General features: G+C 64.8%; 17 protein-coding genes and 1 pseudogene. 13 read left to right on the top strand and 5 right to left on the bottom strand.

All coding sequences use genetic code 11. The annotated features are described in order from the left end of the window. Nucleotides 1-10 precede the first annotated feature (10 nt). The 3 genes from ykgO (at nt 11) to FEZ63_RS02140 (ending at nt 1,903) form a co-directional block, all read left to right on the top strand. Nucleotides 11-136: a type B 50S ribosomal protein L36 gene (gene ykgO, locus FEZ63_RS02130; protein ID WP_150941987.1), complete on the top strand. Its 126-nt coding sequence runs from the start codon at nt 11-13 to the stop codon at nt 134-136. Between the two features lie 80 nt (nt 137-216). Next, nucleotides 217-828, top strand: a complete 612-nt coding sequence (locus FEZ63_RS02135) for a tetratricopeptide repeat protein (RefSeq protein WP_150941988.1) — start codon at nt 217-219, stop codon at nt 826-828. A gap of 97 nt (nt 829-925) precedes the next feature. Next, nucleotides 926-1,903: an alpha/beta fold hydrolase gene (locus FEZ63_RS02140; protein ID WP_150941989.1), complete on the top strand. Its 978-nt coding sequence runs from the start codon at nt 926-928 to the stop codon at nt 1,901-1,903. A gap of 3 nt (nt 1,904-1,906) precedes the next feature. Here the strand turns inward: FEZ63_RS02140 and pyk are convergent, their stop codons facing one another. From pyk to FEZ63_RS02155, 3 genes are all read right to left on the bottom strand, one after another. Then, complete coding sequence (pyk, locus tag FEZ63_RS02145; RefSeq protein ID WP_150941990.1) at nt 1,907-3,343, bottom strand: pyruvate kinase; 1,437 nt, start codon at nt 3,341-3,343, stop codon at nt 1,907-1,909. A gap of 1 nt (nt 3,344) precedes the next feature. Next, complete coding sequence (locus FEZ63_RS02150) at nt 3,345-3,836, bottom strand: DUF1036 domain-containing protein (RefSeq protein ID WP_150941991.1); 492 nt, start codon at nt 3,834-3,836, stop codon at nt 3,345-3,347. A 205-nt stretch (nt 3,837-4,041) separates the two neighbouring features. Next, the gene (locus FEZ63_RS02155) at nt 4,042-4,959 is read right to left on the bottom strand and encodes a DMT family transporter (protein ID WP_150941992.1); all 918 of its coding nucleotides are present in this window, start codon (nt 4,957-4,959) and stop codon (nt 4,042-4,044) included. 194 nt (nt 4,960-5,153) lie between these two features. Between FEZ63_RS02155 and FEZ63_RS25405 the strand changes: the two are divergent. The 3 genes and pseudogenes from FEZ63_RS25405 to FEZ63_RS02170 form a co-directional block, all read left to right on the top strand. After that, nucleotides 5,154-5,429 (top strand): annotated as a pseudogene (locus tag FEZ63_RS25405) (hypothetical protein); the annotation flags it as partial. Then, a complete protein-coding gene (locus FEZ63_RS02165; RefSeq protein ID WP_150941993.1) occupies nt 5,422-5,718 on the top strand; it encodes a DUF1244 domain-containing protein in 297 nt (98 codons plus the stop codon). The pseudogene FEZ63_RS25405 and the gene FEZ63_RS02165, both read left to right, overlap by 8 nt. A gap of 60 nt (nt 5,719-5,778) precedes the next feature. After that, nucleotides 5,779-6,039: a DUF2312 domain-containing protein gene (locus FEZ63_RS02170; RefSeq protein WP_150941994.1), complete on the top strand. Its 261-nt coding sequence runs from the start codon at nt 5,779-5,781 to the stop codon at nt 6,037-6,039. Between the two features lie 82 nt (nt 6,040-6,121). Here FEZ63_RS02170 and FEZ63_RS02175 read toward each other — a convergent pair whose 3' ends face one another. After that, the gene (locus FEZ63_RS02175; RefSeq protein WP_244622599.1) at nt 6,122-7,798 is read right to left on the bottom strand and encodes a peptidoglycan L,D-endopeptidase MepK; all 1,677 of its coding nucleotides are present in this window, start codon (nt 7,796-7,798) and stop codon (nt 6,122-6,124) included. A 141-nt stretch (nt 7,799-7,939) separates the two neighbouring features. Beyond that, nucleotides 7,940-9,715: a L,D-transpeptidase family protein gene (locus FEZ63_RS02180; RefSeq protein WP_244622600.1), complete on the bottom strand. Its 1,776-nt coding sequence runs from the start codon at nt 9,713-9,715 to the stop codon at nt 7,940-7,942. Between the two features lie 291 nt (nt 9,716-10,006). Between FEZ63_RS02180 and FEZ63_RS02185 the strand changes: the two genes are divergently transcribed. The 7 genes from FEZ63_RS02185 to FEZ63_RS02215 all read left to right on the top strand — a co-directional run bounded on the left by FEZ63_RS02185 (nt 10,007) and on the right by FEZ63_RS02215 (nt 17,955). Continuing rightward, nucleotides 10,007-11,830 carry a M3 family oligoendopeptidase gene (locus FEZ63_RS02185; protein WP_150941995.1) on the top strand — a complete coding sequence of 608 codons (1,824 nt, stop codon included), beginning with the start codon at nt 10,007-10,009 and terminating at the stop codon, nt 11,828-11,830. Next, complete coding sequence (locus FEZ63_RS02190) at nt 11,831-13,198, top strand: ABC1 kinase family protein (RefSeq protein ID WP_150941996.1); 1,368 nt, start codon at nt 11,831-11,833, stop codon at nt 13,196-13,198. Between the two features lie 60 nt (nt 13,199-13,258). After that, entirely contained in the window at nt 13,259-14,476 is a 1,218-nt protein-coding gene (locus FEZ63_RS02195; protein ID WP_150941997.1) for a glycosyltransferase, read from the top strand. Between the two features lie 107 nt (nt 14,477-14,583). Further along, nucleotides 14,584-14,877 (top strand): aa3-type cytochrome c oxidase subunit IV, encoded by a 294-nt coding sequence (locus FEZ63_RS02200; RefSeq protein ID WP_150941998.1) that lies wholly within the window; start codon nt 14,584-14,586, stop codon nt 14,875-14,877. An 81-nt stretch (nt 14,878-14,958) separates the two neighbouring features. Further along, nucleotides 14,959-16,095 (top strand): Re/Si-specific NAD(P)(+) transhydrogenase subunit alpha, encoded by a 1,137-nt coding sequence (locus tag FEZ63_RS02205; RefSeq protein ID WP_150941999.1) that lies wholly within the window; start codon nt 14,959-14,961, stop codon nt 16,093-16,095. 17 nt (nt 16,096-16,112) lie between these two features. Continuing rightward, nucleotides 16,113-16,550, top strand: coding sequence for a proton-translocating transhydrogenase family protein (locus FEZ63_RS02210; protein ID WP_150942000.1), 438 nt, complete (start codon nt 16,113-16,115; stop codon nt 16,548-16,550). 4 nt (nt 16,551-16,554) lie between these two features. Continuing rightward, nucleotides 16,555-17,955: an NAD(P)(+) transhydrogenase (Re/Si-specific) subunit beta gene (locus FEZ63_RS02215; RefSeq protein WP_150942001.1), complete on the top strand. Its 1,401-nt coding sequence runs from the start codon at nt 16,555-16,557 to the stop codon at nt 17,953-17,955. The last annotated feature ends 25 nt before the right edge of the window (nt 17,956-17,980 follow it).

The following is a 17,980-nucleotide window of genomic DNA, read 5'->3' on the forward strand; positions in this document are numbered from 1 at the left end:
GAGACCGGACATGAAGATCCGCAACTCGTTGAAGTCGCTCCGCGGCCGTCACCGTGACAACCAGTTGGTTCGTCGCAAGGGTCGCGTCTACATCATCAACAAGACCCAGAAGCGCTACAAGGCCCGCCAGGGTTAAGTCGCGCCGCGGCCAGGCGACTTTCGGCCGCACGGTTTTATGAATTGACGGCGCATGCCGGGATCCCCAAAGATCCCGGCATGCGCCTTTTTGTGCTCGCCGTCATCGCATCCTTGGGCCTCGCAGCGCCGGCCGCCTGGGCGCAGGATGCGGGTCGGCCTGAGCCCGGGCGAAACCAATCCCGTCCGGCTTCCAAGCCGGACGCGTCTCGCGCCGTCACCCTCGACAGCCTGTTCGACCGGTTGGCCAAGGCGGAAAACGAGCGCGAGGCGGAAGGCATCTCGAACCTGATCGAGCGGCGCTGGGCGCGCTCCGGGTCCGACACCGCCGATCTCCTGTTGAGCCGGGCCTCCGAGGCCGCCGAAAAGAAAAATCTCGACCTCGCCGTCGAGCTTCTCGACCGGGTCGTCACCCTGCAGCCGGGCTGGGCTTCAGCCTGGTACACCCGCGCGACGGTCTTCTACCAGCTCGACGACCCCGTGGGCGCGATGGCGGACCTCCACCGCGCCTTGACGATCGAGCCCCGTCACTACGCCGCCTGGGCGGGCCTAGGCCAGATCTTCATGGCCTCCGACGACAAAGGACGCGCGCTCGAGGCTTTTCGCCGGGCGCTGAAGATCAATCCGCAGATCCCGAACCTGCAGCCGATCGTCGAGAAGCTGGGGCAGGAGATCGACGGGCAGGATCTCTAGAACAGCATTCCCAAGACGTGATCGATTCGAATCGTTGGAGCACGATGGCAGCCGAAACCCGCTTCCCACTCTTCGGAATCGTGCTCCAGATCGAAGCATGAAGGTCCTCGTGATCATCGTCGGCGCCGTGGCAATGCTTCTTGCCGGGAGCGCGCTCTTCACGGCGGTTTATGCCCGCGTCATGGAAGCCCGCTATCCTCCGACCGGACGCTTTCTTGAGGTCGACGGTCGTCGCCTGCACTACGTCGATCGTTCGCTTGGCGCAGGCGTGCCGCGCGCCACCATCGTGCTCCTGCACGGCGCCTCATCCAATCTCGTCGAAGCCATGCTGGGCCTCGGCGATGCGCTCTCCGCGCGCTACCGAGTCATCGCCTTCGATCGCCCTGGCCATGGCTGGAGCGAGCGGGGTCCGGGAATCGGCGCCGCGGAACCCGCCGACCAGGCGCGGGTGATCGCCGAAGGCCTGCGCCAGCTGGGAGTCCAGCATGCGCTGGTCATCGGTCATTCGTGGGCGGGCGCGATCCTGCCTCACCTCGCCCTCGATCATAAGGACGTGACCGGCGGCATCCTGGTTCTCTCCGGCGCGACCTATCCGTGGCCGGGCGGGGAGATCTCCTGGTATCATCGTCTTGCGGGCTCGCCTGCCGGGCGTGCGGTTGCGGCGACGATCGCCACCCCCTTGGCGCTCCTGATCTTCCGGGCCGTCGCCGAGCAAAGCTTCGCTCCCCAGATCATGCCGTCGGATTTCATCGAGCGCGCCCATCTGGGCCTTCTGCTGCGGCCGGAGACCATGCTGGCGAACGGCCGCGACGTGGCGGTGCTGCATGAGGCGGTCGAGCGGCAGAGCCGACGTTACGGGGAGATCGACGTTCCGGCGACGGTCATCGGCGGCGATGCGGATGATGTGGTCTGGACGGATCTCCACAGCCGTTCGTTTGCGCGGGATGTGCCGGGCACCGAACTGGTGATTTTGCCCGGGATCGGCCACATGCCCCATTACGCCAGGGGCGACCTGGTCCGCGCCCGGGTCGATGCCCTGACGGCACGGATGGCCGGGCCGCGGCTGGTCAAATGAGGATCACGCCTGGGCGGCGTGTTCCGGGCTGATGAAGGCGATGCGCACCATGTTGGTGGCGCCCGGCGTTCCGAACGGCATGCCCGCCACGATGATGATGCGGTCGCCGACCTGCGAAAAGCCCTCGCGAACGGCAAATTTGCAGGCGCGGAACGCCATATCGTCGACGTCGCTCGCATCCTTGGTGCGGATCGGATGCACGCCCCAGACCAGCGACAGGCGGCGGGCGGTGTTGTCGTTCGGCGTGAGCGCGACCACCGTCGAGTTGGGGCGCTCGCGGGCGATGCGGAACGCGGTCGAGCCGGAGGAGGTCCAGGCCGCGATGGTCTTGAGCGCGAGCGTGTCGGCGATCTGGTGCGCGCCCGCCGCGATCGCGTCCGATCCCGTCTGTTCGGGCGGCGTGGACTGACTTCTCATGATCGTCCAGTAGCTCTGGTCCTGCTCCACCTCCTCGGCGATCCGGCTCATGGTGGCGACCGCCTCGACCGGATACTGGCCGGAGGCGCTTTCGGCCGACAACATGACCGCGTCCGCGCCGTCATAGACGGCCGTCGCCACGTCCGACACTTCGGCGCGCGTGGGAACGGGGGCGACGATCATCGATTCCAGCATCTGGGTCGCCACCACGACCGGCTTGCCGAGCCGGCGCGCGGTGCGGACGATGAGCTTCTGGATGCCCGGCACCTTCTCCAGCGGCATCTCGACCCCGAGATCGCCGCGGGCGACCATCACGGCGTCGGAAATTTCCATGATCTCGTCGAGGCGGGTGATGGCCTGTGGCTTTTCCAGCTTCGACATGACGAGAGCGCGGCCCTGCGCGACCTTTTTCACTTCGGCGACATCTTCGGGACGCTGCACGAAGGAGAGCGCGATCCAGTCGACGCCCGCATCGAGCGCCGCCTCGAGATCGGAGCGGTCCTTCTCGGTCATCGCCGCGACCGGGATGACCGTGTCGGGGAGGCTGACGCCCTTGCGGTTCGAGATGCGACCGGCGACCTCGACCTCGGTCACGGCTGAGCCTTCCTCGACGCTCTTTACCCGCAGGCGAAGCTTGCCGTCGTCGATCAGGATCGTGTGGCCGGGCTCGAGCGAGGACAGGATTTCCGGATGCGGCAGGTGCACGCGCTTCGAGGTCCCAAGCGTCTTGTCGGCATCGAGGGTAAACGCCTGGCCCTTGACCAGCGTCGCGCCATCATTCTCGAACATGTCGACGCGCAGCTTCGGCCCCTGGAGATCGGCCAGGATGGCGATCGGGCGCTTGAATTGCGTCTCCACCGCACGGATCATCGCCACGCGCTCGCGCAGCTTTTCGCGCGGCAGGTGGCTCATGTTGAGGCGGAAGACGTCGGCGCCTGCCTCGAACAATTTTGCGACCATTTCCGGATTTTCGGAAGCGGGTCCCAAAGTGGCCAGAATTTTCGTGCGCCGTCCGCGTCTCATCTTATTGCCCCCCTGGGCGGTTCGTTTCCGTGAGCTGGATCGTCCAGCTTTTCTGTTCACCCGTGTCGACTTCAAAAAAGCCGCTGCGATCAAAGCCCCGGGCAAGGCAATCTTCCGTTCCGCGCACGGTGAATTCGCGTTCCCGCGTGCACATGAAGGATCGCCCGCTCCACTCGCCGCCACGGTCGTAATCGAGGGCGTACACATAGTAGAAGCGGCCGGACAACTGGCCCTTGAGAAGGGTCTCGCAGCCGCGCGAATTCAGGTTCCACCAGCCCTCCGTGACCCAGCCCTGCGCATCGCGATAACCAAGCGCGATTCCAACCCGGCTCGAGGTCATGTTGCAGAGACGCAGATCCGCCCGCGCAGGCGTTGCGGCGAGAAGCGATCCGGCTGCGAGGAAGAATGCGAAGCCCAGAGCGGCGCCGCGAGAATGGGCAACGCCAAGACTTCGCCGCCAGCGAGGAGCCGATAGGAAAAATGCGGCGGTCATGGATATATGTTCAGTCGCTTCGGATGAAGAAATCGCACAATGCTTCGGAAAGTATGTCGAATCGTTGTCGGGCAGAAGCGGTGCCGCATCAAGGCCCCCGCCGCAAATCATCCCGACCGGATCCGCGAAAAGTGAGATTTTTGCCGGTCCGCCGAGACAAAACCCCTTGTTTGAAGAGGATGGCGATGCCCTGCTTTACCCGGCATCATCCGACCGGCGCATGCGATCGTGGCCGTGCCGCCCAGATGCCGATGAGAATCAACGCGCCGCCGAGGCTTTGAATCAGCGTCAGCGCCTCGTTCAGGATCAGCCAGCCGAAGACCGCAGCCGCAATGGCTTCAAGGAAAATCACCAGCGACGAGAATACCGGCGGAAGCCGGCCGAGCGCGATCGCCAGGAGGCCCTGGCCGCCCGCCTGGCTGATGAACGCCATGGCGGTGAGGGCGGCGGTCCCCTGCCAGGTGTGCGGGATCACCCGCGTGTCGAACAGGAGGGCGATGACCAGCAGGACCGCCGATGTGACCATTCCGGCCTCGAACGTCACCCGAGCGGCGCCCGCGTTGTCGCGCGCCCGCCCGACCGCCAGAAAATAGAGGCCGAAGAAGAACGCGGTGGCGACGCCGAAGAGATCGCCGCGAATGCGGGCGGGATCGACCTGAAGGCTCTGACCGATCAGCGCGCCGCCGCCGAGAAGGCAGAACAGGAGCCCCACGATGGTGCCCCGTGAGATTCGTTGCTTCAGCACGAACCAGACGATCAGGATCACGAAGAGGGGGGCGGTCGTCGCAAAAAAGGTGGCGTTGGCGACCGTCGTGTTGAGGATCGAAAGGTGCCAGAAGAACAGGTCGCCCGAGAATGCAAGGCCCGCCAGCACCGTCGCGCGGGTATAGGAGCGCCGGGGCGCATCAACCGGCGCCCGCTTCTCCTCGATCACCATCCAGGCGTAGACCACGGGAAGAGAAAGCGCGACACGCCAGAACGCGCTGGCGAAGGGTCCGACATCGGCCGCGGCGAAGCGCACGAAAATCGGCGAGATCCCCATGGCGACGGCGCCCACGCACAAAGCCACAAAGGCCGGCGCGAGGCTCGATTCCAGTCGATCGGTCGTCGGTGTGGCGGACATCGGGTTTTTTCGAAATGCCAAGATTCGGGCTGCCAGGAGCGGCCGGGTCCGAAGGCGCGGCCGGCAAAGGAAATGCGGTCGCGCTGTCAGTTGTCCTAGGTCAGGTTAAGGCCCTTCCACAACCCCTTCCACCGGCTTCATCCCTGATCATGTCCGCACCTCGTGCGCGCGCATTCCGATATTTCGCTCGAAGGCTCGTCGTCGGCGACAACGAGCCGTATGATGGCGCGCTTGCGGGCGATACGATCCACCGTCACGCCACCGGCCGGGGCCTAGCCAAAGCGCTTATCGAGATCCGGCAGGACCTGATCGCCCCGGGTGAGGGCGCGGAAGTGTGGGTGGAACGATTCGCGCGGATGCTCGGGCTCCCGCGGAGCGCCAGGAACTGCGAATGCCGGCGCTTCAGCCCACCCGAACGGGCGCTCGGTTGCGCCGTCGCTGAGGATTACGGGGATAAGTGCCATGGATGACGAGACCCGAACCGCGCTGGAGGCCGCCGCCTTTCGAAAGCTGCTGGCCCATTTGAACGCGCGCCCGGACGTGCAGAACATCGATTTGATGAATCTGGCCGGTTTCTGCCGCAACTGTCTGGCGAACTGGCTCAAAGAGGCCGCGGACGAGCGCGGCGTGCCGCTGTCCAAGGAGGAAAGCCGGACGCAGATCTACGGCATGCCCTACGAGACATGGAAAGAGCGCCATCAGGCGGAGGCCAGCGCTGCGCAACTTAAGGGCTTTGAGGAATCGAAGCCGAGGCATTAAACGTGGCCCCAACCCGTTTCCCGATCCCGGCCGAAGCGCCATCAATCAAAGGCTATTTTTATGGACGACGCAGCATTTCAAACCGAATCGGTTGCCGGCGATCAGCTCAAGGCCTTCATCGAGCGCCTCGAGCGCCTCGAGGAAGAGAAGGCGGGCATCGCGGGTGACATCAAGGACGTGTACGCCGAGGCCAAGGGCAATGGCTTCGACACCAAGGTGATCCGCAAGATCATTTCGATCCGCAAGCGCGACTACGCGGAGCGGCAGGAGGAAGAGGCGATCCTCGAACTCTACATGCAGGCGCTCGGAATGGCCGGCTAAGGCATTTTCGACACTGACAATGCAAGAAGGCGGGGCATCGACCCCGCCTTTTTCATTTTGAACGATGCTCGGCCTCGGGGCTTCAGCGCACCACCGCCAGGGGTTTGACGGCGGGTCCGGTGAACCGGTTCGTCGCCAGATCGCCCATGGGCTTTGCCGAGAATCCCATGTCGAGGCTCGGGCCCGCCGTCATGAGAGCCCGCGCCGTCGCAGGCGGGGCCTTGGCTTTCGCCGGGACCGCAATCGCTGGGACGGGGGCTGGCGGCGGAGCTTTCTCGTCCTTCGAAGCCACCCGTCCGGGCGCCGTCGAGCCTGTGACCGGCATGTCGAGGACCGCTGCCGACGCCACGGCGATCGACGCGGCGGGCCGCCGCGGCGGCAGGGGATGTTCGACCGCCTCAAGGCTTGCCACGACGCCGGTGAGGCCGCGCAATTCAGGCGCGCTTGCGGCTGGGATCGGATTGGATTGCGCCAACGCGCTGGGGCGCGCCGGCGGCACGGGCGCATAGGCGATCACCGGGCCGGACGTCACCGAAACATCATCCGGGCGGCGCGGCGGCATCGGCGCGAATGCCACATCTCGCGACGATCCCGTCTCTCCGCCGGCGGGCCCCTGCTGCCAGGCCAGCGAGGGCCCGGTGGCGGTCTCGACCGTCTGTGGCAGGCCGGCGATCCTCGTCGGAGGCAGGGGTGGTGGGGAGGCGATGTCCTCGCGCAGGGCCGGCGCGACGGCGGCGACGACGGCCGGAGCCGGCGGCTGCTCGACACGCGGCTGCGGGATCGCGGCGGTGCGGGTCAACTGGCGCGAAGGCGGCGGCGAGTTGGTCTGCTGCAGAGCCGCATAGACGCTCGAGTTGGAATCGCTGGCGTAATATTCCTGCGGCGACGTATCGCGGCGACCGGCGAGAAGGTTGCGGCCGGGCCGGGAGGCGGCGCGGATTTCCTCCGCATCCTCGTCCTCGTCGCTGCCGCCGAACAGGGTCGCCCAGAAGCTCTTGCGCCGTGTCGGCACGACTTCGCCCGCATCCGCGAACGCCGAGTAGCCCGCGACCGTGCCCCCCTTGGCGAGCACTTCCGCGCGCGCTTCCTCGTAGCGCGCCAGCGGGGTGCCGTCGGCGGGCACGTGCACGGTCTTGCCATCCGGGAAGATGCGCGCGAGCTGGCCGCGCGTCATGCGCGGCCACGCGCGCACGCTGCCCACATCGAGATGAACAAACGGCGTATAGGCATTGGGATAGTAGCCGACGCCGCCATTCTGCAGGCGCATGCCGATGGCGCGCAGCCGCTCGGTCGGAACGTCCGGCAGATAGAAATCGAGCGCCTTTCCGAGCATGTGCTGGCTGTTCTTGGCGACGGCGCTCGAGCGGCGGCGCAACATCGAATTGGTGTTCGGCGAGCGATAGGCGGAATTCACGTGCACGGGCGCCTCGGAGCCGACTTCGCGATAGACCTCCCACACAGTGTCGAACAGGCGCGGGTCCATGCGGGTTTTTTCCTCGCGCCGCCAATCGCGCAGGAACCAGTTGAGCTGCTCGAGGGCGCGCGGATCGTACTGGCCATTGCGGCGGAAGGTGACGGTCAGCGTCTCCTTGGTGTTGTTGTGGTAGAAACTCAACGTCCGCGTATCGCCATTGGCGATGGCGTCCTGCGTCGCGCGTGTGCCGCCGACAAACACAGCTGCGATGGCCGCGAGACAGAGCCCCGTGCGACGGAGGATGTTCGACGCGACCGCAGCGCGGCCCGAACGCAATACTCTCACTGTGATACTCGTTTATGCGTGCCGCTGTGGGGCGGCATCCCTTATGGTTGAGGGATATTTGCCGAAGACGGTTACTTCCCGGTTAAGTGAAAAGCGGAAAGCTGAAACTTTCCCCATTCCTCCAGGATGCCGGCTGGAAATTCAGGAAGGGAGACCCAAGGCCGCCCGAACCTTGCGGTCGAAGCCGTAGAGATCGTCGAAGGATTTGAGCGCGCCGTTCTCGTCGACGGAAAGCGTGAAGTAAGTGAGATGAACCGGCAGGGGGCGCTTCAGATGCACGTACCGCTCGCCCTTGCCCACCAGTCCTCTCAGTGTCTTCTCGGACCATTTGTCATCCTGGCCGAGAATCTCTTCGGCCAGCTGGAACGGTTGATCGACGCGCACGCATCCGTGGCTGAATGCGCGCTTGCCGGCCGAGAACAGATTGCGGTTGGGCGTGTCGTGCAGATACACCGCGTGATCGTTCGGGAACATGAACTTGATCAGGCCGAGCGCATTGCGTGCGCCGGGCGGCTGTTGCACGGAAATGCGATTGCCTTTGCGGATCACCCGATAGCCCTTGCGCGCCGCGTAATCCGGATCGGCGGCAAGCGCCGGCAGGAACTCCTTCTTGATGATCGAGGGCGGCAGCGTCCACGACGGATTGACCACCAGATATTTCATGTTCTCGGAGAAAATCGGCGTCTGCGTCTGCTCCTTGCCGACAATCACGCGCGTCTCGTGCACCACGTCGCCGCGCTCGACGAGCCGCAGGCGATATTCCGGCACGTTGACCATGATGTGCCGCGCGCCGAGATCAGCCGGGAGCCAGCGCCAGCGCTCCATATTGGAGATCAGTTCGCTCTCCAGCACCGCGCGCGGCTGGCTCGACAGGGCCGCAATGGTGCGGGCGTTGAGCACGCCGTTGGTCGGCAGGCCCTTGGCCTTCTGGAACTCCGCCACCGCCGTCGCGACGCGCTCGTCGTAAAGATTCTGATCCTTGCCGTTCTGTTTGATTTTGAAGTGCGCACGGATCAACGGCACGCGCGGATCCTGCATGCCGACGCGAAGGATCGGGCCCTTGGGAACGCGCACCGTCGGTTGCGAAGGCTGGTTGGATCGCAACTTCGCCAATTCGGCGCGCAGCGCTTGGTAGGTGGGATGCGGGGGGTTGTAGGCCACGAGCACCGCCCCCGCATCCTTGGCGGCGGAAAGGCGAGCCAGTACGTCACCCGCCTGCGGCAGGTCGAGTTTGGCGGTGATCAGCGGTGAGATGCGCGACAGTTCGATGCGACCGCCACGTGCGTCGCGGGCGTAGAGGATGGCCGATGCGCTGAGGCGCAAATCCGCATGGGCCCATTGCGCCGGGGCGGCATCCTTCGCAAGGCCCGGATCGGGAAGGGTGTAATCGGTGCTGACGAGTCCGTCCTCGTTGGCCGCCTTCAGGCGCGCCACAATCGCTTTCGCGGCCGGCGTCCAGACACCGTCGCGAACCCAGACAAGCGGCTGCTCACTCGCCGCGTAGAACGCCGATAGTGATTCCCGATCCGCTCCGGTGAGGCGCAATTCACGCATCGCCGCGTCGTCTGCAAGCCGGTCCTCCACCGCGAGGCGCAGCCAGTCGGCCTTGATGGCGGCGAGCGCCGAATCGCTGTCGGGGAGGGGAATCTCGATAGGCGGCGCAGGCGCCGACAGGTCGTCGGCATTGATCATCACCGGTGCGGGCGGCTCCGGTTCGGGCAGGATCGCGACGTCTTGCGGGGCCGGCAATGGCATCGACGCGATGTCGTCGAATGAGGGCTGGGCGGGCTCAACGAGGATCGGCAGCTGATCGGGCAGCACGGGATACTCGTCCGCCACGACGGCCGTCAGTGAAAAGAGCGAAACGGATCCGATCAGCCCCAGCACGGGAACGGTTTTGCGAAGGCTGCGAATCATCGTCATTCCTTAAAATCTACGCGACCCGTCAAGCTAACGCACGAACCGGCGATACGGCTCGCTTGCTCTAGCCCGACTCCATCAATTTACGGTAAAGACGGGAGGAGGGAGCGTCGGACAAGGCGAAGTGAACCGCGATGCTCCGTCGAAAGAGTAAACCGGCGCTTAACAAAGTCCGGAGCTGTCCTCGCGACAGCGATCGGGTTGATCCGGTGGGCCCGACGGCCAATATGGTGATCTGACCGCTCTTGCTTTTCGAAATTGCCCTCCAGGCTCCTGAAAGACAGACCCTTGCACCAAGCTTCCGCAACTGTATCCCAGCAAGTCGAACTCGGCTCGTTGCCCGAATGGAACCTCGCGGATCTTTATCCGGGCCTCGACAGCGAGGCTCTCAAAGCCGATCTCGCCAGGGCGGAAGCCGAATGCAAGGCGTTCGCCGATACCTATCGCGGGACGCTCGACGCGATGGCGCGCAGCGACGCCGGAGCGGATGCGATGTTCGCCGCTCTCAAACGCTACGAGGCCGTGGAGGATCTTCTCGGCCGGCTCATGTCCTATGCGGGCCTCGTTTATGCGGGCGACACCACCGACCCGGTTAGGGCGAAATTCTACGGCGACGTTCAGGAACGCCTCACCGCCGCCTCCAGCGAATTGCTGTTCTTCGGCCTCGAGATGAACCGCATCGATGACGCGGTTCTCGATGCCACTGTCGCGCGGGAGCCGCTTCATTATTACCGGCCGTGGATCGAGGATCTGCGCAAGGACAAGCCGTATCAGCTCGACGACAAGATCGAGCAGCTTTTTCACGAAAAATCGGTGACCGGGCGCGGCGCGTGGAACCGGCTGTTCGACGAGACCATCGCGTCGCTCAAATTCGATGTCCGCGGCGAGGAACTCGCCATCGAGCCGACCCTGAACAAGCTGCAGGACACGGACGAGACCGTGCGCAAGGACGCGTCCAACGCGCTTGCCAAGACCCTGAAGGCCAATCTGCGCGGCTTCACGCTCATCACCAACACGCTGGCGAAGGACAAGGAAATCTCCGATCGGTGGCGTGGTTTCGAGGATGTGGCGGATTCGCGCCACCTCGCCAACCGCGTCGAGCGCGAGGTGGTCGAGGCGCTCGTGACAGCCGTACAGGAGGCCTATCCGCGCCTGTCGCACCGCTATTACAAGCTGAAGGCCCGCTGGTTCGGCAAGGATCAGCTCGATCATTGGGATCGCAACGCGCCCCTGCCGAAGGTGGATCAGCGCAGCATCCCCTGGGACGAGGCGAAACAGACGGTCCTATTGGCCTATGCGGCCTTCTCTCCGCGTTTGGCCGACATTGCGCAGCGCTTTTTCGACGAACGCTGGATCGATGCGCCCACAAGGCCGGGAAAATCGCCTGGCGCCTTCGCGCATCCGACCGTGCCGTCGGCGCATCCCTATGTGCTGCTGAACTATCAGGGCAAGCCGCGCGACGTGATGACGTTGGCGCACGAACTCGGGCACGGCGTTCATCAGGTGTTGGCGGCGCCCAACGGCGCGCTGATGGCGCCGACACCGCTGACTTTGGCTGAAACCGCAAGTGTCTTCGGCGAGATGCTGACCTTCCGCCGTCTCCTCGACCAGACCACCGACCCCATCCAGCGCAAGGCGATGCTGGCGGCGAAAGTGGAGGACATGATCAATACGGTGGTGCGCCAGATCGCCTTCTATGCGTTCGAGCGCAAGGTCCATCTCGAGCGGCGCAACGGCGAATTGACCGCCGATAAGCTCTGCGAATTGTGGATGTCGGTGCAGGATGAGAGCCTCGGTCCGGCGATCCGCCTTGGGCCGGGCTACGAATCCTTCTGGACCTACATCCCGCACTTCGTCCATTCGCCGTTCTATGTCTATGCGTACGCGTTCGGCGATTGCCTGGTGAACTCGCTCTATGGCGTTTACGAGCGCTCCAACGAGGGTTTCGTCGACAAGTATTTTGCGCTGCTGTCAGCCGGCGGCACGAAGCATTATTCGGAACTGCTGGCGCCTTTCGGACTCGATGCGAGCGATCCGAAATTCTGGCAGATCGGCCTGTCGATGATCGAGGGATTGATCATCGAACTCGAATCGATGGAGCAGACGTCCTAGATGGCCGGCCCCGATCGCGAGGCGAACCGTTTTTCGGCGCGAGCGGCGCGCTACGCCCGCGTCGGCGCCAATATGGGCGGCGTCGCGGCGCGGATGGCAGGTGCGCGGCTGTTCAATCGGGATGGACAGGATGCCTCCAATGCGATGGCGCTCGCCCAGGCGCTCGGCGGCCTGAAGGGGCCGATCATGAAGGTGGCACAGCTTCTTGCCACCATTCCCGATCTGGTGCCCCCCGAATACGCGGCCGAGTTGCAGAAACTTCAGAGCGAGGCGCCGCCGATGGGGGCGGCTTTCGTGAAGCGACGGATGCAGGCCGAACTCGGCGCCGATTGGCGCGGCCGGTTTGGCTCCTTCGATCTCAGCCCGGCCGCCGCCGCATCGCTCGGCCAGGTCCACCGGGCGACGACGAAGGACGGCGCGGCGCTTGCCTGCAAGCTGCAATATCCCGACATGCAATCGGCCGTGGAGGCCGATCTCCAGCAGCTCGAATTCGTGTTCTCGCTGCATCGCCGGATGAACCCGGCCATCGATACGCGCGAGATCGCCAAGGAGATCGGCGAGCGGGTGCGCGAGGAGCTGGATTACGGCCGCGAGGCGAAGCATGCGGCCCTCTACGCGCACGCTCTCGGCGATGTGGCGGAAGTCCGCGTGCCGCGCATTCACCTCGACCTGTCGACGCAGCGCCTGTTGTGTCTCGAATGGCTCGATGGCGAGAAAATTCTGAGTTTCGCCGACGCCGATATCGCCATCCGAAACCGGCTCGCCGTCGCCATGTTCAGGGCGTGGTGGCATCCTTTCAGCCATGCGGCGGTGATCCATGGCGATCCGCATCTCGGCAACTACACGGTGTTCTCCGAGCACGGCGAGGCGCAGGGAATCAACCTGCTCGATTACGGCTGCGTGCGCATCTTTCATCCGCGCTTCGTCGGCGGCGTAGTCGATCTCTATCGCGGTCTTCAGACCGGCGATCGGGACCGCGTCGTCCACGCCTACGAGACCTGGGGGTTCAAGAATCTTTCGGCCGAGTTGATCGACATTCTCAATATCTGGGCGCGCTTCATCTACGCGCCGTTGCTCGATGACCGCGTCCGTACGGTGGCGGATGGGGTGGAGCCGGCGGCCTATGGAAGGCGGCAGGCGTTCGAGGTCCACAAGGCCCTGAAGGAAAAGGGACCCGTGACGGTTCCGCGCGAATTCGTCTTCATGGACCGCGCCGCGATCGGGCTCGGTGCGGTGTTCCTGCACCTCAGGGCCGAGTTGAACTATCACCAGCTCTTCGAGGCGGAGATCGAGCGCTTCTCGCTCGATGCGCTGGCGCGCCAGCAGCAGATCGTGTTGGCGGCAGCGGGATTGCCGTCGCCGACGTAATCAGGTTGCACGATCGGCGGTCTCACCGTAAACGGCGTTGGGTGGGGCACAGGCATTCCAATGAAATTCGTCTTCGTTCACCAGAACTTTCCGGGCCAGTTCGGCCGGCTGGCAACCGCGCTGCTGAAGGACGGCCATGAGGTGGTCGGCCTCGGAACGCTGAAGCAATGCTCCGTTCCGGGCGTGAAGTATTTCTCCTATACGCCGGTCGCCGGGCCGGAGGACGAGCCGTTTCATAACCGCTATTCGCCCGTCATCCCGCGGCTGCGCCGCGCCTACGGGGCGGCGCATTGCGCACGCCAGATGGCCGAGCAGGGATTTCACCCCGACGTGGTGGTGGTGAATACCGGCTGGGGCGAAAACCTCTTCCTCAAGGATGTCTGGCCCGATGCCCGTCATGTGGCATATTTCGAGTATTACTATGCGGCCAAAGGGCAGGACCTCGATTTCGATCCGGAATATCCGGTCGAAAATCTCGAGACGGTCTGGCGCCTTCGGGCCAAGAACGCCATGCAGCTGGGAGCCTTCGACGCGGCCGACGTGTCGGTCGCCCCGACCCGCTTCCAGCGCGATACCTTTCCGCCCTATCTGCGCGAGCAGATCGCGGTCATTCACGACGGCATCGACGCAAAACGGCTGAAGCCGAACCCCGCCATGTCCATCCGGATCGGCAAGAACGGGCCCAGCCTCAGCCGGGACGTCCCGGTGGTCACCTATGTGAGCCGCAACATCGAGCCCATGCGTGGCTCCCACATCATGCTGCGCAGCCTGCCGGACATCCTCGATATCGATCCGAAGCTCCAGGTCGTCATCATTGGCGGGAAAGGCAAAAGCTATTCGGGCAATGCGCCGGGCGGGAAAACGTGGTTCGACGTGTTCCGCGAGAAGATCGAGCGCCCGGTCGACTGGTCGCGGGTGCACCTCGTCGGCCACTTGCCGTATGAGCAATTCGTCAAGGTGCTGCAGATCTCGTCGGCCCACGTCTATCTGACCTACCCGTTCGTGCTGTCCTGGTCGCTGATCGAGTCGATGGCGCTCGAATGCCGGATCGTGGCGTCGGATACCGCCCCCGTTCGGGAGGTCATCCAGGATGGCGTGAACGGCCGGCTCTTTCCCTTCTTCGACCATAGGGCGCTGGCTGGAAAAGTCCGCGAGGCGATTGAGAACAAAGATCAATCGGCCACGATGGCGAAGGCCGCGCGCCAGGCGGCGCTGGAAAAATACGACTTCGAGACGGTCTGCCTGCCGCAATGGCGCAGCTTCCTGAACGTAAGGTAGGGCAGCCTTGGCCATAATTTGCCGGAAAAGCAGCCGATAAGATTGCGGCCCCTTACTGCATGCGGTAAACGCAGCACAAATACGTCTTGCTGAACGGGGCATCGATCATGGCCGATACCAAACACGCGCCATATGCGGGCTACAGCCCGGATATGGACGCTCGCTCGCACGAAGCGACTTATCACGGTTTCCTCCGGTTCGTGGAAATCGGCAGCGTCGTGGTGATCTGCCATGTGTTGGCACTTGCAGTGGGCGGCGTCAGGCATGCCTGGCTCACGGCCATCTTCGGCGTCATCCTGTCTCTCGCCGCCGGCGCAGTGGGGGCGATGTCGCCTTCGATCGGCGTCAAGGCGCCCGCCGGCGTCGCGATCTTGCTGCTTCTGGCGCTGGTCCTCTACTAAAAAGACTAGGAGCCGGGCTTCCCGCCCGGCTCACGCAGACTTCTATGGGCGCCGCCTGGTTGCCCGGCACGGGGGTGTTGTATGCGGGTCGCCGTTCTGTCCGAGACCGACAAGGTGGAGACGCGCGTCGCGGCCACCCCCGAAACCGTCAAGAAATACATCGCTCTGGGCGCCGACGCGGTGGTCCAATCCGGCGCCGGCCAGGGAGCCGGCATCTCCGATGCGGATTATGAGGCGGCGGGCGCGGTCATCGCGCCGACCGCCACCGATGCGGTGAAGGACGCCGATATCGTCCTCAAGGTGCGCCGACCGGCCAAGACCGAGCTGTTGGGCTACAAGCCCGGCGCCATCCTCATCGGCATCATGGACCCTTATGGGCAGGACGCCGCGCTCAAGGCGCTGGCTGCGGCGAAAGTTTCGGCCTTCTCGATGGAATTGATGCCGCGCATCACCCGCGCGCAGGTCATGGACGTGCTGTCCTCGCAGGCGAACCTCGCCGGCTACCGCGCGGTGATTGACGCCACCGGCGAATATGGCCGTGCGATGCCGATGATGATGACCGCCGCCGGCACGGTGCCGGCTGCGCGCGTTTTCATTATGGGCGCGGGCGTTGCCGGCCTTCAGGCGATCGCGACCGCGCGCCGCCTCGGCGCGGTGGTGACCGCGACCGACGTGCGGCCGGCCGCCAAGGAGCAGGTCGAGAGCCTCGGGGCCAAGTTCGTGGCGGTCGAGGACGAGGAATTCAAGCAGGCCGAGACCGCCGGCGGCTACGCCAAGGAGATGTCGGCCGAATATCAGGCCAAGCAGGCGGCGCTCGTCGCCGCCCATATCGCCAAGCAGGACATTGTCATCACCACGGCGCTGATCCCCGGCCGTCCGGCGCCGAAGCTGGTGAGCCGCGCGATGGTCGAATCCATGAAGCCGGGTTCGGTGGTGATCGATCTGGCGGTCGAGCGGGGCGGCAATTGCGAAATCGCCGTGCCCGGACAGGTGGTGGATCATCACGGCGTGAAGATCGTCGGGCACCTCAACGTGCCGGGCCGCCTCGCGGCCAGCGCCTCGGCGCTCTACGCCCGCAACCTCTATGCCTTCGTCGAGACGCTGATCGACCGGGAGACGAAGAGCGTCGCGGTGAAATGGGATGACGAACTCGTCCGGGCCACCTGCCTCACCCGCGACGGCGCGATCGTTCACACCGCCTTTCAGCCGACCGCTTAGAAAACCAGGGGGACGTCATGGCGACACTCACGCCCGAACAGGCCGTCGAGCAATCTCGCGCCGCAGCCGAACTGGCGCAGCGCGCGGCCGACGCGGCGCAGGCGATTGCCGATCAGGTCGCGGTTGCGGCCGCGGTGGCGACGCACGGTGCGGTCGACCCGACGGTCTTTCGCCTCGCCATCTTCGTGCTGGCGATCTTCGTCGGCTATTACGTGGTCTGGCAGGTGACGCCGGCCTTGCACACGCCGCTCATGTCGGTCACCAACGCGATCTCGTCGGTGATCGTCGTCGGCGCGCTGCTGGCGGTGGGCGTCAATGTGGCCCCGGCCTTGGGCGAAGGCCCGATCTGGGCGCGCGCGCTCGGGTTCATCGGCATCATTCTCGCTTCGATCAACATCTTTGGCGGCTTCCTGGTGACCCAGCGCATGCTTGCCATGTACCGCCGGAAGGGTTGAGGCGATGTCGGTAAACCTTGCCTCCCTGCTCTATCTGGTCTCGGGCGTTCTCTTCATTCTGGCCTTGCGCGGCCTGTCGCATCCGACCACCTCGCGCAAGGGCAATCTCTACGGCATGGTCGGCATGGGGATCGCGATCCTCACCACCATCCTGGTGCAGCCGCCGGCCGATTTCGGCGGCTGGGCGCTGATGATCGCCGGCCTCGCCATCGGCGGCACAATCGGCGCGGTGGTGGCCAAGCGTGTGCCCATGACGGCGATGCCGCAGCTTGTGGCCGCCTTCCACTCGCTCGTCGGGCTGGCGGCGGTGCTGGTGGCGGCGGGCGCGCTCTATGCGCCGCAGGCCTTCGGCATCGGCACGATCGGCACCATCCATGGCGGGTCCCTGTTCGAGATGGCGCTCGGCGCCGCCATCGGCGCCATCACGTTCACGGGCTCGGTCATCGCGTTCCTGAAGCTCGATGGCCGGATGTCGGGCAAGCCGATCCTGCTGCCGCAGCGGCACCTTCTCAATATCGGCCTCGGCGCGCTCATGCTGGTGCTGCTGGTGCTCTTCATCACCACCGAGGGCCACGCGGCGTTCTGGCTCATCGTGCTGGTGGCGTTCGTGCTCGGCGTCACCCTCATCGTGCCCATCGGCGGCGCCGACATGCCGGTGGTGGTATCGATGCTCAACTCCTATTCGGGATGGGCGGCAGCCGGCATCGGCTTCACCCTGGGCAACCTCGCGCTGATCATCACCGGCGCGCTCGTCGGCTCCTCGGGTGCGATCCTGTCCTACATCATGTGCAAGGGCATGAACCGCTCGTTCATCTCGGTCATCCTCGGCGGCTTTGGGGGCGAAACCACGGGTGCCGCAGCGGGTGCGGTCGAAACGCGACCCGTCAAGCAAGGCTCGGCGGATGATGCCGCCTTCATCATGAAGAACGCCGAGCGGGTCATCATCGTGCCCGGTTACGGCATGGCAGTGGCGCAGGCGCAGCACGCCCTGCGCGAGATGTCCGACATGCTCAAAAGCCACGGCGTCGACGTGAAATACGCCATCCATCCGGTGGCGGGCCGCATGCCGGGCCACATGAACGTGCTGCTGGCCGAAGCGAGCGTGCCTTATGACGAGGTCTTCGAGCTCGACGACATCAACAGCGAGTTCGCCCAAGCCGACGTCGCCTTCGTGATCGGCGCCAACGACGTCACCAATCCGTCGGCCAAGACCGACCCGTCCTCGCCGATCTTCGGCATGCCGATCCTCGACGTGGAAAAGGCCAAGACCGTGCTGTTCATCAAGCGCGGCATGGGCTCGGGCTATGCCGGCGTCGAGAACGAGCTGTTCTTCCGCGACAACACCATGATGCTCTTCGGCGACGCCAAGAAGATGGTCGACCAGATCCTCAAGAACCTCGGCTGAGGCGATGGCTGCCTGACGCTTTCGC

It is taken from the genome of Microvirga brassicacearum, assembly GCF_008757455.1.
GTDB classification, from domain to species: domain Bacteria; phylum Pseudomonadota; class Alphaproteobacteria; order Rhizobiales; family Beijerinckiaceae; genus Microvirga; species Microvirga brassicacearum.

Bases quoted from the DNA above. Each gene is read 5' to 3' on its own strand.
- FEZ63_RS02170 (WP_150941994.1), top strand. From the start codon at position 5,779: ATGGACGACGCAGCATTTCAAACCGAATCGGTTGCCGGCGATCAGCTC.
- FEZ63_RS02140 (WP_150941989.1), top strand. From the start codon at position 926: ATGAAGGTCCTCGTGATCATCGTCGGCGCCGTGGCAATGCTTCTTGCC.
- FEZ63_RS02190 (WP_150941996.1), top strand. From the start codon at position 11,831: ATGGCCGGCCCCGATCGCGAGGCGAACCGTTTTTCGGCGCGAGCGGCG.
- FEZ63_RS02195 (WP_150941997.1), top strand. From the start codon at position 13,259: ATGAAATTCGTCTTCGTTCACCAGAACTTTCCGGGCCAGTTCGGCCGG.
- FEZ63_RS02155 (WP_150941992.1), bottom strand. From the start codon at position 4,959: ATGTCCGCCACACCGACGACCGATCGACTGGAATCGAGCCTCGCGCCG.
- FEZ63_RS02200 (WP_150941998.1), top strand. From the start codon at position 14,584: ATGGCCGATACCAAACACGCGCCATATGCGGGCTACAGCCCGGATATG.
- FEZ63_RS02205 (WP_150941999.1), top strand. From the start codon at position 14,959: ATGCGGGTCGCCGTTCTGTCCGAGACCGACAAGGTGGAGACGCGCGTC.
- FEZ63_RS02180 (WP_244622600.1), bottom strand. From the start codon at position 9,715: ATGATTCGCAGCCTTCGCAAAACCGTTCCCGTGCTGGGGCTGATCGGA.
- FEZ63_RS02165 (WP_150941993.1), top strand. From the start codon at position 5,422: ATGGATGACGAGACCCGAACCGCGCTGGAGGCCGCCGCCTTTCGAAAG.
- FEZ63_RS02215 (WP_150942001.1), top strand. From the start codon at position 16,555: ATGTCGGTAAACCTTGCCTCCCTGCTCTATCTGGTCTCGGGCGTTCTC.
- FEZ63_RS02150 (WP_150941991.1), bottom strand. From the start codon at position 3,836: ATGACCGCCGCATTTTTCCTATCGGCTCCTCGCTGGCGGCGAAGTCTT.
- ykgO (WP_150941987.1), top strand. From the start codon at position 11: ATGAAGATCCGCAACTCGTTGAAGTCGCTCCGCGGCCGTCACCGTGAC.
- FEZ63_RS02210 (WP_150942000.1), top strand. From the start codon at position 16,113: ATGGCGACACTCACGCCCGAACAGGCCGTCGAGCAATCTCGCGCCGCA.
- pyk (WP_150941990.1), bottom strand. From the start codon at position 3,343: ATGAGACGCGGACGGCGCACGAAAATTCTGGCCACTTTGGGACCCGCT.
- FEZ63_RS02135 (WP_150941988.1), top strand. From the start codon at position 217: ATGCGCCTTTTTGTGCTCGCCGTCATCGCATCCTTGGGCCTCGCAGCG.